Genomic DNA, 16,422 nt, shown 5'->3' with positions numbered 1-16,422 from the left:
GAATTTCTTGACGACCATAGAGCATTGGAACCACCTGATCCCATCCCGAACTCAGCAGTGAAACGATGCATCGCCGATGGTAGTGTGGGGTTTCCCCATGTGAGAGTAGGTCATCGTCAAGATTGAATTCCCCCAAACCCCTGTCTGCCTCAGCAGACAGGGGTTTTGTCGTTTAGGGCCGGTAATCGGATCGAGCCTCCGATTAATGGCGACGCCCCGGCAAACCCCCAGCGCCGTTGCTATGCTGTGATAGTCGGGCACTGGCGACCAAAGGGGCCCGCGACGTCACTGGTCATGGGGATTCCAATAATGAAAAACCCTTATGCTCCCGGCTTTTGGTGTGCCCTTGCGGCTTTGCTGCTGCTTTCGGCCACTTACTTCTATGGCGTCATGCTCACCCACCAAATCGACAAAGCGCTGCTGTTCCTCGATAGCGCGGCGGCCTTGATCGGCGTGATATCCATTGCAATCGTGGCCTGGGCATCGCTTCAGGGGCAACGCATCAAGAAGAAACACCTTGAGCAAGGCAAAACCCTGGTGCTGATTTGGGACACCAAGGTCGCGCTGCGACGTGTCGAAACGGTGTTCGACCGTTATTTCTGGGGTAGCTATTGGCAGCCTGGCCGCACATTCCAGGAAGTCATGGGAGAGCTCACCGGTACCCCGCTGGAAAAAAGCCTGGAAGCCCTGAAAACCCAATGCGCTGCCCTCGACAAACAAGTCACCCAGGATGGTTGGCATTGGCTCAACAACGCCCGAGAGCTGTGTGACGTGGCTAACGCCATGGCCCGTGAACGCTACCAACTGGATTTCTGCGATACACGCGCAGACTCATCGGGGGCCGCGGTGATCAATCGCGATTTCGAAGTGCTGGTGTACACCTGGACGGCCCGGCTCAAGACTTTCGACCATCAGCTCGATGAGATCGAAGTCCAATATTCGTAGACCACCTCTCAAGAAAACGTTTTTACCCCTTTAAACATTGGGCCCGCAGGTGTGCCTGATGGTAATCTCCCCTTCCTCTTTACGGCGTCGAGCCACACCCTTTGCGGGTCAGGGAAGACGACGGCTTTCTTCAACCATGGATATCGATCGGGTCACTCATGAATAAATCAGCAAGCGTACTTCTGGGAATCGTTGTGGCTGTTGGTGCTATCAGCGCGGGCGGCGCTTGGTACACCGGAACCAAACTCGAAGGCGTGTTGACGAACGCTATTGCCGATAGCAACAAACAAATGCAGACAGCCTTGGCCGGGTCCAACAGCACCGCCACCCTGGAGCTGGTTTCCATGGACCGTGGAACGTTCAGCAGCACTGCCCACTACCGCCTCAAGGGTGAAGGCGAGATATTCGGTGGTGAGCCGATCGAGCTGCTCTTCGTTGACCGGATCGAACACGGCCCACTGCCGTTCTCGCGCTTGATAACGCTCAAGTGGCTGCCGGTCATGGCCACCAGTCATACCGCCCTCGAGCGCAATCCATTGACTGACAAGTGGTTCGCCGCCACCAAGGATCAATCGCCGCTCCAAGGTGTGGTCAACCTGGGTTACGACCAATCCATCAATGGCACCTACGAGCTGCTGCCGTTGGACACCAAGCTGGACGAGCAATCCCAGCTCACCTTCTCAGGCCTGAAAATCGATCTGGCCGCCAGCGCCCAGGCACAGAAGGTCAAGGCCGACGGCTACATGGACAGCTTCAAGTTGACTACCGTTGCCGAAGACCAGACTCCGGTGCAGGTCGAGCTGAACGGCCTGACATTGGCCAGCAACCTGAGCAAAAGCTCCTACGGTTACTACATGGGTGACAACACCCTGTTGTTGAGCAGCACCAAGGCCACCTTCGGTGAGCCGAAGTCGGTGCTGGGCCTGAAGAACTTCGAGATGAAGAACAGCAGCACCGAGAGCGGCACCAGCGCTTCGGGGCGTGCCGATTACAAGCTCGGTGAGCTGTCGTTCAACGACAAGACCATCGGTTCGGCGCAAATGGCGGTCAGCCTGAAGAACCTGGACATCCCGGCTACCATGTCGCTGATGCAGATTTACCAGACCAAGCTGCAACCCTACGAAAAAGCCGCTGCCGAGGCCGCTGCTGCCGGTGAGCCGGCGCCAGAGCTGAGCCTGACCGAAGCTGAAGAGGCGCAGGTCAAGGCTGATCTGGAGAAGCTCCTGGCCGGTGCCCCGCAAGTGGCGTTGGAAAACCTGTCGTTCAGCACCGCCAACGGTGAAAGCCGCGCCAACCTGATCGTTGATCTGGCCAAGCCACAGTCCATGGACCTGCCACCGGATGAACTGGGACGTCAATTGCTCGCCCTGCTGGATTTCAACCTCAAGGTCTCCAAGCCGATGCTGGTGGACCTGATGACGGTACAAGCGCAGATGGAAGGCCAGACCGATGCCAAGCTGATCGCTGATCAGGCCACTGCCACCAGCGATATGTTCAGCGCCATGGCCGTTGGTACAGAGCTGGCGAAACTTGAAGGCAACGATGTGGTTACCAAGCTGCACTACGCCAACAATCAGGTCGATTTCAACGGCCAGAAGATGACCGTTGAACAATTCACCGCCTTCGTCATGAGCAAGCTGGGCGGCGGCGTCGCCGTTCAGTAACTCCCTCGAGCAACACCCAAACCCGGCCCGTGCATTGCGCACGGGCCGGGTTTTTTTATGTTCAACGATCCCCCGCGCCGAAATCTGCATCGATTCTGAAGAATTGTGGCGTTCTGAAAAATCACCTGCCCGAGAGTGCAAGACTAGGCCCATTAGAGCTTGGCTGGATTCCTTTGATCCGGCTTCCTGTTTGATGGGCAAGGGGGCACTGCGACCCGGCTGGCCATGTAAGGATGCTGACGAATGCCGCGTACTGTGGGTCCTTTTGTGCAACGTGGTTTGCGCCCGTTGTTTCGCGTCGCACTGTGCAGTCAATTGTGCTGGCCGATGCTGGCGTTTGCCGATACGGCCTATGACCAGATGGTGCTCGACGCCCGTGCCGGCCATTACACGCCCGCGCTGACCGCGTTGCGCCAGGTGCCGGCTGCCCAGGCCAGCACCGCGCAGATCAGTGATCACCTGCAGATTGCCAGTTGGGCCGGCCTCGACGCTGAGGTGGTGGCGGTCTATGAGGCCCAGGGCCGCAATCGAGCGCTGCCCGTCCAGGCGTTGACCGCTACGGCTCGCGCCTACCGTAACCTCAAGCGTTGGGATTCGGCGGCCGAGCTGTACCGCCAGGCTTTGGTGATCGATCCCCAGAACCCCGACCTGCAACTCGGCCTGGCCTTGACCCAGGCCGACGCAGGCCAGCCCGACGAAGCCGTCACTCGCGCCAAGGCCATGGTCGCCGCCAAACCGGCAGATCCAATGCGTCGACTGGCACTGGGTTATGCCCTGACCCGCGCCAACGACCCCCACGAAGCGCTGTTCGAATACGACCAGGCCTTCAGCCGCTCCGGCAGCAGCCCGGAGGTTGCGCGCGAATATATTTATGCCCTGCAACGCGCGCGGCTGCCTGAGCCGGCGCTGCGCCTGGCGCGCTTGCAGCCGGGGTTGATCGAGCGTGGCGTGCAGCGGCGCCTGGAGGGTGACGTGGCGGCCGAGCGGGTGCGCCTGGCGGACATGGCCAGCCGCAGCGAACAGGAGCGCTTCGTCATTGCCGACCGCGCCCTGGCCGACTACGACAAGTTGCTCGCCACCTGGACCCCGGTGGCAGAGGCCCATGACGACGTACTCCGTTGGCGCATCGACCGCATGGGCGCCCTCAATGCCCGCGCCCGCCGGGCTGAAGTGATTGCCGAGTACCAGAAGTTGGTCGCCGAGGGCGTAAGCATTCCTACCTATGCCCTGCGCTGGGTGGCCTCTTCCTATCTGGAGCAGCGTGAACCGGAGATCGCCGTCGATCTGTACCGCCGGGTCCTGAGCGCGCCGGATGCCGATCCTGCGGAGCGTTTTGAAGACAGCACCGCGCTCTACTACGCGTTGCTGGAAAGTGAAAAATCCGAAGAGGCCCGTGCACTCGCCGAAGACATGGCGAAGGCCCAGCGCCCGCGCATCGAACTCAAGGGCCTGCCGATCGGCAATCCCAACGATGAATGGATGGACGCCCAGCAACTCGCCGCCCAGGCCGGCACTTACGGCGCCGACCTGCCTTCTGCCGAGACGCGCCTGGAAACCCTGGTCAACCAAGGCCCCGGCAACACCGGCATGCGTCTGGCCCAGGCCGATCTGTACCAGGCCCGTGACTGGCCACGCCGTTCGGAAAACCTGCTCAAGGAAGTCGAGGCGACGATTCCGCGCAACCGTGACCTGGAAATCGCCCAGGCCCGCGCCGCCATGGATCTGCAGGAATGGCGGCAGATGGATGCACTGACCGACGACGTGGTCGCCCGCTACCCGGAAAACGCCCATGTCAAACGCCTGCAACGCCAGCGCGAGGTACACGACATGGCCGAGCTGCGCATCGAAGCCTACACCGGCAAGAGCTATGGCGGTGGCAACGGTGACGCCGGTGCAGTCACGGGCAGCCGGGATTTTGGTATCGAAACCCTGCTCTACAGCCCGCCCATCGATGAGGATTGGCGGCTGTTCGGCGGTGCTGGCTATGCCACCGGTGATTTCGAGGAAGGCACCGGCCACCATCGTTGGCAGCGTCTGGGTTTGGAGCGTCGCACCCGCGACATGACGCTGGAGGCGGAAGTCTCCAACCATTCCTATGGTTCCGGCGACAAGCAGGGCGCGCGCGTGGCCGTGGCGCGGGATATCGACGACCACTGGCAGTACGGCGGCAGCCTGGACTATCTCTCGGCCAATACCCCGCTGCGGGCGCTCAACAGCGGCGTCCGCGCCAATGGCGGCAGTGGTTTCGTCCGTTGGCGCGCCAATGAAAGCCGCGAGTGGCGACTGGCTGTCAGCCCGTCCCATTTCAGCGATGGCAATAACCGCCTCGAAACCCTGCTGACCGGCCGCGAGGGCATCTACAGCGCTCCGCGCCTGCAAGTGGAGTTGGGTCTGGAAGTGGGCGCCAGCCGCAACAGTGGTTCCAACGAAGTGCCTTATTTCAATCCGAAAGCGGATTTCAGCGTCATGCCGACCGTGAGCGCCAACCACGTGTTGTATCGCCGCTACGAGACCACTTGGAGCCAGCAGTTCCAGGTCGGTGCCGGTACCTACAGCCAGCGCGACTACAACACCGCGGCCATGGGATTGCTCAGCTACGGCCAGCGTTTCATCTGGAACGACGTGCTAGAGGCAGGTGCCGCGCTGAGCTGGCTCAACCGCCCCTACGACGGCGATCGCGAAAGCGATGTGCGCCTGCTTGTCGACCTCACCTATCGCTTCTAGAAGAGTTTGAAGATGCCTGTCATTTCGCGATTCATCCTTCTGCTGGGGGTCTTGCTGATCAGTGCTTGTGCCCAGCAAGCCCCGGCGTTCACGCCTCCCGCGCAGCGCCCGGTGGCGGCCAATGATGCCCCGTGGCCGAAGAACCATGTGCTCGGCATCGCCTATCACGATGTCAACGACCGAGACCCCGACCAGGCGCTGGTGGCCGTGCGTACCGAACGCTTGATCGAACAACTGGCGTGGCTGCGGGAGAACAACTACCAGCCGGTCACGGTGGACCAGATCATCACGGCCCGCAATGGCGGCCCGGAACTGCCGCCCCGTGCGGTGCTGCTGAGTTTCGATGACGGCTACTCAAGCTTCTACACCCGTGTCATGCCTATCCTGCGCGCCTATAACTGGCCGGCGATCCTCGCCCCGGTCGGCAGTTGGGTGGATACGCCGCTGAACCAGACGGTGGATTTCGCCGGGGTGCCGCGCAAGCGTTCCGAGTTCCTGACCTGGGAGCAGATTCGCGAGGTGTCGAAATCGGGCCTGGTGGAAATCGCCGCCCACACCGACGCCAACCACAAAGGCATCCTCGCCAATCCGCAAGGCAACCAGCAACCCGCCGCGACCACCCGGCGCTACGATCCGGTTACCGGTCGCTATGAGACCGAGGCCGATTTCCAGGCGCGTCTGCGCAAGGACGTGACGGCCATTTCCGAGAAGATTCGCAAGGTCACCGGCTACAGTCCGCGCGTCTGGGTCTGGCCTTACGGGGAAGCCGACGGCACGGCGTTGCAGGTGATTGGCAGCGAGGGCTATCAGATGGCCCTGACCCTGGAGGATGGGCTCGACAGCCTGGATAACCTGATGAGCGGCCCACGCTTTTTGGTGGCGTCCGATCCGGATGGTGCCCATTTCGCCGAAAGCATCGTGTCGGTGCAGACGATTGACCCGATGCGCGTGGTGCATGTCGACCTGGATTACGTCTACGACCCGGACCCGGTGCAGCAGGAAGCCAATGTCGGCAAGTTGGTCCAGCGCATTTCCGACCTGGGCGCCAATACAGTGTTCCTGCAAGCCTTCGCCGACCCGAAAGGCGATGGTCTCGTACACTCGTTGTACTTCCCCAACCGTCACTTGCCGGTACGCGCTGACCTGTTCGACCGGGTTGCGTGGCAGTTGCGTACCCGGGCCAATGCCAAGGTCTATGCCTGGATGCCGGTGCTCAGTTTCGCCCTGGACGCGAAGCTGCCCCGGGTCCAGCGCTGGGATCCGCAAACCGGCAAGACCGGCGTCGCCCCGGACCAGTACGTGCGCCTGTCGCCATTCGACCCGAAGGTGCGCAAGGTCATCGGCGAGATCTATGAGGACCTGGCGCGGATGAGCTCGTTGGATGGCGTCTTGTACCATGATGACGCGGTGTTTTCCGACTTCGAGGATGCCAGCCCCGCGGCCCTGAAAGTCTATGCCGCCAACGGTCTGTCGACGTCCATTGCCGCTCTGCGCGACGATCCTGTGGCGATGCAACGCTGGACCCGCTTCAAGAGCCGCTACCTGATCGACTTCACCCACGAGCTCTCCGCCAAGGTGCGGGCAATTCGTGGCCCGCAGATCCTGACGGCGCGCAACATCTTTGCCGAACCGATGCTCAACCCGGAAAGCGAAGCCTGGTTCGCCCAGAACCTCGACGACTTCCTCGGCGCCTATGACTGGACGGCTCCGATGGCCATGCCGCTGATGGAAAAGCAGACCCGCGCTCAATCCGGCCCTTGGCTCGAGCGCCTGGTGGATACCGTCAAGGCTCGCCCCGGCGCGCTCAAGCGCACGGTGTTCGAACTGCAGGCGCGCGACTGGCACAGCAAACCGGTCAGCGACATCGACGGCGAACAACTGGCCGACTGGATGGGGCGCCTCAAGCGCCAAGGCGTGACCAGTTTCGGCTACTACCCGGACAACTTCATCGAAGACCAGCCTGCCGTGAAAGCCGTACGGCCGGCGCTCTCCAACAAGTGGAATCCTTGACATGCTCGACAGACTGCTCGCCCTGCTGGTGCTGGCGATCGTCCTTGGGGTGCCCCTGGGCCTGATTTTCCTGGTCACCGGGCAATTCCTGATGGACTTCGTGTTCTTTTACCCGCTGTTCATGTCTGGGCTGTGGATCGCCGGCGGCCTGTATTTCTGGCTGCACTGGGAGCGCCACTGGCCGTGGAAGGACGACACTCTGCCACCGCCCCTGGCGGGCGAGCCGTTGATCAGCATCCTGATCCCGTGCTTCAACGAAGGCGATAACGTCGCCGATACCATTCACGCGGCGCTGGGTCAGCATTATCCGAACATCGAAGTCATCGCCATCAACGATGGCTCCAAAGACAACACCGCCCAGATGCTCGACCAATTGGCGGCTGAAGACCCGCGCCTGCGCGTGCTGCACCTGGCGGAAAACCAGGGCAAGGCCGTGGCCCTGCGCATGGGTGCCATCGCGGCGCGCAGTGAATACCTGGTGTGCATCGATGGTGACGCGCTGCTGGCGCCGAATACCTGTGCTTATCTGGTGGCGCCGATGCTGGACAACGCCCGCCTCGGCGCAGTGACCGGCAACCCGCGCATCCGCACCCGTTCGACCCTGGTGGGCCGGGTCCAGGTGGGCGAGTTCTCCTCGATCATTGGCCTGATCAAGCGCACCCAGCGGGTTTTCGGGCGGATCTTCACCGTATCCGGCGTGATCGTCGCGTTCCGTCGCACGGCCCTGCATCGGGTTGGCTACTGGAGCCCGGACATGATCACCGAAGACATCGATATCAGCTGGAAGCTGCAACTGGATCACTGGAGCATCTTCTACGAACCCCGCGCGCTGTGCTGGATCCTCATGCCCGAAACCCTGCGTGGCCTGTGGCGCCAACGCCTGCGCTGGGCCCAGGGGGGCGCCGAGGTGTTGTTCAAGAACATCCGTGGCATCTGGCAATACCGTCACCGCTACCTGTGGCCGCTGCTGTTCGAATACTGCCTGTCCACCGGTTGGGCGTTCACGTTCCTGCTGTCGGTGATCTTCTGGGGCGCCGGCAAATTCGTCGAGATGCCAGCGGCCATCGCCGTGGATCACCTGATGCCGCCGGCCTTCACCGGGCTGTTGCTGGCGGTGGTGTGCCTGCTGCAGTTCGCGGTGAGCATCCTCATCGATCGGCGCTACGAAAAAGGCCTGTGGCACATCATGTTCTGGGTGGTCTGGTACCCGTTGGTGTTCTGGCTGATCAGCCTTTTCACCACCCTGGTGAGCTTTCCAAAAGTGCTGTTCGGGCAGCATCAGAAGCGTGCGCGCTGGATCAGTCCGGATCGCGGTATCAAACCGTTCGATGATCAGGAAGAGGAAGTGATCCGATGAAAATTATCAGGACCCGGCAACGGCCTTTTCTGGTGGTCATCGATGCGTTTTTTACCGTGCTGGCGTGGGTGGGGTTGTTGTACTTGCTGGTCACTGGACTATGGCCATTGTTCGACAGCCAGGCTGGCCCGCGTCTGGGCGGGGCGTTGTTCGACACCCTGGGAACCTTGCAGATCTATGGTTGGATCGCGTTGGTCAACGCGGTGCTGTTGATTACCTGGGCGCGTTATCAGCAGCGCAAAAGCCGCAGCTTTGCCCAGCGTCGGCTGCCGGCTCCGGTGGTGGATGACCAGGGCTTGAGCGCCAGTTTCAAGTTGAGCGGCGAGCGCCTGGATACCTTGCGCCAGCCAGGCTCGAAGATTATTCACAACAACCAGGACGGCGACATCAGCCACGTCGTGGCGCATTTCCACCTGCTCAGCCCCGACTTGCAACCACCGCCCCTGGCGCCACTGGAACGGCCCCGTGTGATTCACCTGCCGGCCGATCAGTCCGTGCATTGATGCAAGCTGAGCGCACGCCATCGCGAGCAGGCTCGCTCCCACAGGAGATTTGGGGTGACGTCCAGATCTACGTGGAAAAATCCCTGATCAGCCGCCATGCCTCATCCACTGGCAACGGTTGTTTCATTCGCTGTGCCAACGCCGCCATGGCCCGGCCTTCATCGCAGGCCACTGCGGCGGCAACGAGGCCGTCCTTGCCCAGCAGGGCAATAAACGGCGGATGCTCGGGCGTGCCCTTGAATTCCATCTCGTCCCAATGTTCGGCGTGGCCGAGATAGTCGTAGCGTTTGCCGAAGTGATAGGTCCAGAAAAATGGCACGTCCAGATAGCGTTCGTCACCGCCGAGCATGTTCGCGGCGGCGATGCGGGCCTGTTGCTGGGCCAGGCGCCAGTGCTCGATGCGCTGGGGCTGGCCGTTCAGGGGGAAGGTCGCGATATCACCAGCGGCCCATAAGCCATCAGCCACGCGCATGCCCGCGTCAACGGACAGTGACTGGTCCTGTTCCCTTGGCAATTGGGCAAACGGCTCGGTGGCCGGGCGTACGCCGACGCCGATGATCACCAGGTCCGCGGCAAGGCGCTGGCCGTTGTCCAGCACCACGGCTTCGACCTTGCCCGCCCCCTCGATCCGCGCCGCTTCGCTGTCGCACCTGTACACCACGCCGTTGGCCCGATGCCGGGCCAGGATGGCTTGGCCGACGCTCTCGCCCAATTGCGCGGCGAACGGCACCGGATGCCGGGCAACGACGGTGACGTTCAGCTCGCGCTTGCGCAGGGATGAGGCCACTTCCATGGCGATGAAACTGTCGCCAATGATCACCGCCCGTTGTCCTGGCCGGACAGTGTCGAGAATCTGCCGGGCGTGGGCGATCGAACGCAGCACGAAGACTTGCGGCAAATCGATGCCGGACAGCGCCGGCGTCTTCGGCACCCCGCCTGTGGCAATGAGTGCGGCGTCGTAGCCCAGGTGCCGGCCATCGGCGAGCTGGATTTGCCGGGCATCGGGGTCCAGATGGGTGACCTCGCCATGAAGCCTTTCGATGCGTTGCTGGGTGAAATATGTTTCATCGCGCAGCGACGAAGTCTCATCGACTGTCATGTCGCCCGCCAACACATACTTGCTCAACACCGTACGGTCATAGCCGGCCTCGGCTTCACGGTCGATCAACTGGATTCGTCCGCCAAAACCCTTCTCGCGCAACGCCGCCGCGCAAGCGGTGCCGGCCGCACCGGCGCCAATGATGACGAACGTGCAGGAGTCATCGGCTGGCGGAACCTTGTCGGTCGGCAGCGGTTGATCGTCGACCCAGACGTCACCGTCCCGGATCTCGACGTGATAGCGCGCCAGGCTATCGAGGGCCGGCGGTTCACACAGGGCGCCATCTTCAGTTCGGAACGCCGCTTTGTGCCACGGGCAAATCAGCCTTCCGTGGCACACTGCACCCTTGGCCAGTGGTGCGCCGGCATGCGGGCATTTGCCCTGGAAGGCGCGCACCTGATCGCCTGAGCGCAGCAGCAGGATGGACGTGTCATTGATTTTGACTTCGAGGCCGCGGTCTTCGCGAACATCGGCGAAATGGGCGACTTGATGCAGAGACATGGTCGTTCTCCGGCAGGCGTTTCCCTTTGGAGTCGCAAGGCCGGGACGAGTTTCAGCATAATTGTCACTGCAACCTTGGCGAAGCTGCGGCTATAGTTCGCAAGCCGTCCATGGCCTGACACGCACAAGGTGCCCCGGTATGACCCGATTTAACTCTCTCACCCCCTGGCTGGCGGCCGTCGCCCTGGTGCTGTGCGCACAAGGGGCTGCCCAGGCTGAGGAGCGTTTTACCCTCAGCATCCCCGGCGTGTCGGACGACCGCCTCTTCACGGCAGCTGCAGCCAGTGATGCCAACACCTGTGGTGGCAAGAACATTTCCCCGGCCCTGAGCTGGAACGCCGGTCCTCCCGGCACCCTCAGCTACGCCATCGTCATGTTGGACCCGGACGGCCAAAGGGGCCAAGGGGTTGACCACTGGATCCACTACGGCATCAAGGCCAGCACACGGCAGATTCCGGCGGGCGCCGGTACCAAATCCTCGTTGGAAGGCATGAGCGGCATCAACAGCAAGAACACTCACGGCTACATAGGCCCTTGCCCGCCTATCGGCGACAGCGCTCACCACTACCTGATCCAGCTTTTCGCCCTGGACCTGCCACCGGAAGCCCTGCCTGCCGATCTCACCCGTGCCCAACTGATGGAAAAAATCAAAGGCCACGTACTGCGCAACAGCAGTGTCGTGCGCCGTTACCACCGCTGACCCAGGACAACACAAACCCCCCTGTTTAAACCAGGGGATAGGGTTCAGAGGGGGCTTGTTCCCGCTGGGCTGCGAAGCGGCCCCCCACCATAAAATTGGCATCATGGGCCAAAAGCGAGCACTATCGAGCCCCTGTTCACTCATGCCGGAGGATGGCGATGACGCAGAAACCCGACGGCATCGCCCGCCTCCTGAACTGCCCTACCAAGGGCGATGAAATACGCCGGGCCATTGCCCAGAGCCGCAAGGATTTCCTGCCTGCCGACGAGGCCGAAGACGCCGAGCCAGGCCAGCCACCGGTGCAACCAGTGGACAATGATCGCGACGACTGAGCCGTCGCCTCTCTCAAACTTATTGTTCAAACCTGCCTATGACTGCCACCACTGTTTTACCCGGTGACCGATTCAGCCGATCCGATTACAAGACCCTGGGCCTGGCCGCCCTGGGTGGCGCGCTGGAGATCTACGATTTCATCATCTTCGTCTTCTTCGCCCTGACCCTTAGCCAATTGTTCTTCCCGCCGGAAATGCCCGATTGGCTGCGCTTGCTGCAAAGCTTCGGGATTTTCGCCACCGGCTACCTGGCCCGGCCCTTGGGCGGCATTCTCATGGCGCATTTCGCCGATCGCCTGGGCCGCAAGCGGGTATTCAGCCTGAGCATCCTGATGATGGCCTTGCCGTGCCTGCTTATCGGAGTGATGCCGACCTACGCGCAAATCGGTTATTTCGCCCCGTTGCTATTGCTGGCGCTGCGTATCCTGCAGGGCGCGGCGGTGGGCGGCGAGGTGCCAAGCGCCTGGGTGTTCGTGGCCGAACATGCACCGCTGCATCATCGCGGCTATGCCCTGGGCTTCCTCCAGGCCGGCCTGACCTTCGGCTACTTGCTGGGCGCCCTGACCGCCACAGCGCTGGCGCGGATCTATACGCCGGCGGAGATCCTCGATTACGCCTGGCGCCTGCCGTTCCTGCTCGGCGGGGTCTTCGGCGTGATCGGCGTCTGGTTGCGTCGCTGGCTGAGCGAAACGCCGATCTTCATGGCCCTGCAAGCCAATCGCGAAGGCGCTGCGGAACTGCCGTTGCGCACAGTCCTGCGCGATCACCGCCAGGCCTTGCTGCCGGCCGCGATCCTGACCTGTGTGCTGACCTCGGCCGTGGTGGTGTTCGTGGTCATCACCCCCACCGTGATGCAGAAAAGCTTCGGCATGACCCCCAGCCACACCTTCGCCCTGAGCAGCCTGGGCATCGTGTTCCTGAACATCGGCTGCGTCCTGGCCGGCCTCATCGTCGACCGCATCGGCGCCTGGCGCACTGTCATGCTCTACAGCCTGCTGTTGCCCATGGGCATCGCCGTGCTCTACGCCAGCCTGATCAGCGGCAGCACCTGGCTGGGCCTGGCCTACGCCGTGGCCGGCCTGGGTTGCGGTGTGGTCGGCGCGGTGCCTTCGGTGATGGTCAGCCTGTTCCCGCCGAAGATCCGCGTGTCCGGCATCTCGCTCACCTACAACATCGCCTATGCGTTGTGGGCGAGCATGACGCCGTTGATGCTGATCGCCCTGGTGCCGTGGAGCCCATGGGTGTGCGTAGGGTATTGCGTTGTGATGGGCGCGGTGGGTGTGGCTGCGGGGGCGTATTTCCCGGGGCGGCATGGGAAGGTTGAGCCGGTATCTTTGGCTTGCGAGTCGTAAAGATCCTGCTCAAGAGTCGCTTGTTCAAAACGTAACCACTAAGTACTCCTTAGTGGTTCGCCAGGAACGTCATGTTAGCGACCTCTGCCCTCGTCGTAGTTACAGCAACCGCCGCTGCACTGCCTCTTCCAACGTGCTACGTGTCAGCGCCTGCACCACGTCGCGAGTGTCCTGCTGGAACGGAATGCCAAAAATCAGCACCAGATGCATCCAGGTCCGCACCGACTCACTCTTCTGCACGCGCCCCAGTTCCTTGCCGTCCTTGTCCTTGAACACCGTTTCGAGGGTGAAGGTGTTCTCGGCCGTGGAGGGGATCACGAAGAAGGTCGCGCCGGTGATGATGGCCGAGGCCATGCTGAACTGTTCGTTGTTGCTCAAGGTGGCTTCGGCGTAGATGTCCGACTCGACCTTGTCGGTGCTGACCCGCGCGAAGCGCCCTGAATCGCGGAACGTCTCGGCCACGGAGGTTTCCCAAGCGCTGGCCTGGGCACCCGAAGCAGCCACGGCCGGGCCACTGTTGACCTGGTTCTGCGCTGTGGTGCGCAGGAAAGCGCTGGGTTTGGCGGCTGGCGTGGCGGCGGCTGGTGGCCAGGTCTTCACGTCAGGCAATTCGTGTTGCGAGTAGGACACGCAACCGGTCAGTAGGACGGCGGCCAGCACCAGGCTGTGTTTGATGAAACCCATCATGTGTTGCTCCTTATTGTTTGGCCAGGCGCGCGGTAGCGGTGTCCAGCAGTTGTGCGACCAACTGGTTCATTTGCTGGGCGCCCATGGTTGGCGCCCAGTATTCGCGGCCATACAGGCCAACGTTGCGCTCGAGCTTGACCTCTTCCTTGGCCGCAGCCAGTTCCTTGCCGTCGCGGTCGACGATCACCAGGTTGCCGGCAACGTCGAAACTGTCGACGTAGATAGGACCGTTAACCCAGATCCAGACCGTCAGCGTCAGCAACGCGCCGGGGAAGTAGCCCGGGTGCGGGGCGCGATGGCCTTTGAGGGAAGTCATGTTGAATTTGAGCAGCACGTCGTTCTCGCCCAGGCGCGTCGGGTATTCGGTGACTTGCTTGAAGTAGCCGCCAGTTTGCACGTACTGGTTGAGCTGGGTCGTGAGCGAGCGGCTGATGGCCGTGCGCGTGGCATCGTTGACATCGGGGGCAGTCACGGCGACATCGGCGATTTGTGCGATACGTGGGCTGCTGACGGGAGCCGGGTGCTGCGGAGCGCCCACTGGGCCGGTGACGGTATAAGACACGCAGCCGGTCATCGACAGGGTGGCGATGAGGGCGGAGGCCTTGAGGAGTGTTTTGAACACGGAATGTCCTTATAGGATTGATAGCACTTTAATGTCTCGACTTGGGGGGCGGTAACTTGAGGGAAAACCACAAAGGTATCAAGGGGCTGGAGAGGAAAATGGCGAGGCTTGTCAGCCGCCGGAAAATATTTTCGACCAGTTAACCCGAACCGTAAGTGCCTTGCGTCTGAGCTCGTGTACGGATCATTCATTCACGAGGTTCAGTCCATGTCCCGTCCACTCCCCTTTATGCGTCCTGCTGCCCAGGGCTTCGCCGTGACTTTGCTGGTGGCGTTGGCCGGTTGTGGGTTGTCTTCCCGAGAGGCTGCCAGGCCGTCCGAGCCGGTGCCTGTGGCGCCCAGCGTGGTACCGCAAGGCGAGCTCGCCGAAGCGCGCCAGCCGACGGCCAAGCGCATGCTCATGAAGCCGGCTGCGATGCCCGCTCCCAGCGTGGCGAACGATGCCGTCGCCGCCGGTTACCGCGCCGAATCGCGTGAACAGTACGAAAAACTGCCGGACAACCCGATCCACAGCGTGGCCGAAACGCCGGTCTCGACCTTCAGCGTGGATGTCGATACCGGCAGTTACGCCAATGTGCGCCGTTTGCTCAATCAAGGCAGTCTTCCGCCCGAAGGGGCCGTGCGACTGGAGGAAATGGTCAACTACTTCCCTTACAACTACGCCCTGCCCACCGACGGTTCGCCCTTTGGCGTGACCACCGAAGTGGCCCCGTCGCCGTGGAACCCCCACACCCGCTTGCTACGTATCGGCATCAAGGCCAGCGACCGCGCCGTGGCGGATCTGGCGCCGGCCAACCTGGTCTTCCTGGTGGACGTTTCCGGTTCCATGGACCGTCGCGAAGGCCTGCCGTTGGTCAAGAGCACGTTGAAATTGCTGGTGGATCAATTACGCGACCAGGACCGGGTGTCCCTGGTGGTCTATGCCGGTGAGTCCCGGGTGGTGCTCAAGCCCACCTCGGGGCGCGACAAGGTGACAATCCGCAACGCCATCGATCAACTCGACGCCGGTGGTTCCACCGCAGGCGCATCGGGTATCGAACTGGCTTATCAAATGGCTCGGGAGAGCTTTATCGACAAGGGCATCAATCGCATCCTGCTGGCCACCGATGGTGATTTCAACGTCGGTATCAGTGATTTCGACAGCCTCAAGCAAATGGCGGTGGACCAGCGTAAAAGCGGCGTCTCCCTGACGACGCTGGGCTTCGGTGTGGATAACTACAATGAACACCTGATGGAGCAACTGGCCGACGCCGGTGACGGCAACTACGCCTACATCGATAACCTGCTCGAAGCGCGCAAGGTGTTGGTGGACCAGCTCAGCTCAACCCTGGCGGTGGTGGCGCGGGATGTGAAGTTGCAGGTGGAGTTCAACCCCGCCCAGGTCAGTGAGTATCGCCTGTTGGGGTATGAGAACCGCGCACTCAAGCGTGAGGACTTCAACAACGACAAGGTCGATGCGGGTGAGATCGGCGCCGGACATACGGTGACGGCGTTGTATGAAATTGTCCCGAAAGGCGAGCAGGGCTGGTTGGAGCCGTTGCGTTATGCCAACACGCCCAAGCTGGACGGCAAGTCAGCAGAGCTGGCGATGTTGCGCGTACGCTACAAGCCCGCCGAGGGTGGCAGTAGCCGGTTGATCGAGCATCCTATCGACAGCGCGCCAAACGATGCCAAGACCAGCGATGACTTGCGCTTCTCGGCCGCTGTGGCTGCGTTTGCCCAGCAGCTCAAGGGCGATGGACGCTACACTGGGACGATGACCTTGAAGGACACCGCGCAATTAGCGCGCTCGGCCCGCGGCGATGATCCGTTTGGGCTGCGTGCCGAGTTTGTGCAGTTGGTGGAACTGGCCCAGAGTCTCGAGCCTGCGGTCAAGCGCTGATCTCGAGCACAACGGATCAAATGTGGGAGCAAGCCTGCTCGCGAT

General features: G+C 61.9%; 13 protein-coding genes and 1 rRNA gene. 11 read left to right on the top strand and 3 right to left on the bottom strand.

What is annotated here, in order from left to right; genetic code table 11:
* Positions 1-6: 6 nt before the first annotated feature.
* The 7 genes from rrf (at position 7) to pgaD (ending at position 9,203) form a co-directional block, all read left to right on the top strand.
* A 5S ribosomal RNA gene (gene rrf, locus DTP52_RS30160) occupies positions 7-122 on the top strand.
* Positions 123-309: 187 nt separating this feature from the next.
* Entirely contained in the window at positions 310-945 is a 636-nt protein-coding gene (locus DTP52_RS30155; RefSeq protein ID WP_025569814.1) for a hypothetical protein, read from the top strand.
* Positions 946-1,103: 158 nt separating this feature from the next.
* The gene (locus DTP52_RS30150; RefSeq protein ID WP_109756581.1) at positions 1,104-2,609 is read left to right on the top strand and encodes a YdgA family protein; all 1,506 of its coding nucleotides are present in this window, start codon (positions 1,104-1,106) and stop codon (positions 2,607-2,609) included.
* A gap of 243 nt (positions 2,610-2,852) precedes the next feature.
* Positions 2,853-5,333, top strand: a complete 2,481-nt coding sequence (pgaA, locus tag DTP52_RS30145) for a poly-beta-1,6 N-acetyl-D-glucosamine export porin PgaA (RefSeq protein WP_109756580.1) — start codon at positions 2,853-2,855, stop codon at positions 5,331-5,333.
* Positions 5,334-5,345: 12 nt separating this feature from the next.
* Complete coding sequence (gene pgaB, locus DTP52_RS30140) at positions 5,346-7,343, top strand: poly-beta-1,6-N-acetyl-D-glucosamine N-deacetylase PgaB (protein WP_109756579.1); 1,998 nt, start codon at positions 5,346-5,348, stop codon at positions 7,341-7,343.
* A 1-nt stretch (position 7,344) separates the two neighbouring features.
* Positions 7,345-8,700 carry a poly-beta-1,6-N-acetyl-D-glucosamine synthase gene (gene pgaC, locus DTP52_RS30135; protein ID WP_046065579.1) on the top strand — a complete coding sequence of 452 codons (1,356 nt, stop codon included), beginning with the start codon at positions 7,345-7,347 and terminating at the stop codon, positions 8,698-8,700.
* A complete protein-coding gene (pgaD, locus tag DTP52_RS30130) occupies positions 8,697-9,203 on the top strand; it encodes a poly-beta-1,6-N-acetyl-D-glucosamine biosynthesis protein PgaD (RefSeq protein ID WP_109756578.1) in 507 nt (168 codons plus the stop codon). Before pgaC ends, pgaD begins: the two co-directional genes overlap by 4 nt.
* 67 nt (positions 9,204-9,270) lie before the next feature.
* On the opposite strand, the gene DTP52_RS30125 is transcribed toward pgaD, so the two are convergent.
* Positions 9,271-10,803: an FAD-dependent oxidoreductase gene (locus DTP52_RS30125; protein ID WP_109756577.1), complete on the bottom strand. Its 1,533-nt coding sequence runs from the start codon at positions 10,801-10,803 to the stop codon at positions 9,271-9,273.
* A gap of 139 nt (positions 10,804-10,942) precedes the next feature.
* On the opposite strand from DTP52_RS30125, the gene DTP52_RS30120 reads away from it, so the two are divergent.
* The 3 genes from DTP52_RS30120 to DTP52_RS30115 all read left to right on the top strand — a co-directional run bounded on the left by DTP52_RS30120 (position 10,943) and on the right by DTP52_RS30115 (position 13,187).
* Positions 10,943-11,503: a YbhB/YbcL family Raf kinase inhibitor-like protein gene (locus DTP52_RS30120; RefSeq protein WP_109756576.1), complete on the top strand. Its 561-nt coding sequence runs from the start codon at positions 10,943-10,945 to the stop codon at positions 11,501-11,503.
* Between the two features lie 158 nt (positions 11,504-11,661).
* Positions 11,662-11,835, top strand: coding sequence for a hypothetical protein (locus DTP52_RS31260; RefSeq protein WP_162893884.1), 174 nt, complete (start codon positions 11,662-11,664; stop codon positions 11,833-11,835).
* A gap of 38 nt (positions 11,836-11,873) precedes the next feature.
* Positions 11,874-13,187, top strand: a complete 1,314-nt coding sequence (locus tag DTP52_RS30115) for an MFS transporter (RefSeq protein ID WP_109756575.1) — start codon at positions 11,874-11,876, stop codon at positions 13,185-13,187.
* A gap of 99 nt (positions 13,188-13,286) precedes the next feature.
* On the opposite strand, the gene DTP52_RS30110 is transcribed toward DTP52_RS30115, so the two are convergent.
* Both DTP52_RS30110 and DTP52_RS30105 read right to left on the bottom strand, forming a co-directional pair.
* On the bottom strand, positions 13,287-13,874 hold the full coding sequence (locus DTP52_RS30110) for a hypothetical protein (protein ID WP_109756574.1): 588 nt from the start codon (positions 13,872-13,874) through the stop codon (positions 13,287-13,289).
* Between the two features lie 10 nt (positions 13,875-13,884).
* Positions 13,885-14,496, bottom strand: coding sequence for a hypothetical protein (locus DTP52_RS30105; RefSeq protein ID WP_109756573.1), 612 nt, complete (start codon positions 14,494-14,496; stop codon positions 13,885-13,887).
* Positions 14,497-14,703: 207 nt separating this feature from the next.
* Here DTP52_RS30105 and DTP52_RS30100 point away from each other — a divergent pair, with 207 nt between their 5' ends.
* Positions 14,704-16,377, top strand: a complete 1,674-nt coding sequence (locus DTP52_RS30100) for a VWA domain-containing protein (protein ID WP_109756572.1) — start codon at positions 14,704-14,706, stop codon at positions 16,375-16,377.
* The last annotated feature ends 45 nt before the right edge of the window (positions 16,378-16,422 follow it).

This window comes from Pseudomonas sp. 43mfcvi1.1 (assembly GCF_900115935.1).
In the GTDB taxonomy this organism is placed as follows: domain Bacteria; phylum Pseudomonadota; class Gammaproteobacteria; order Pseudomonadales; family Pseudomonadaceae; genus Aquipseudomonas; species Aquipseudomonas bijieensis.
This window is presented reverse-complemented; position numbering and strand designations above follow the sequence as displayed.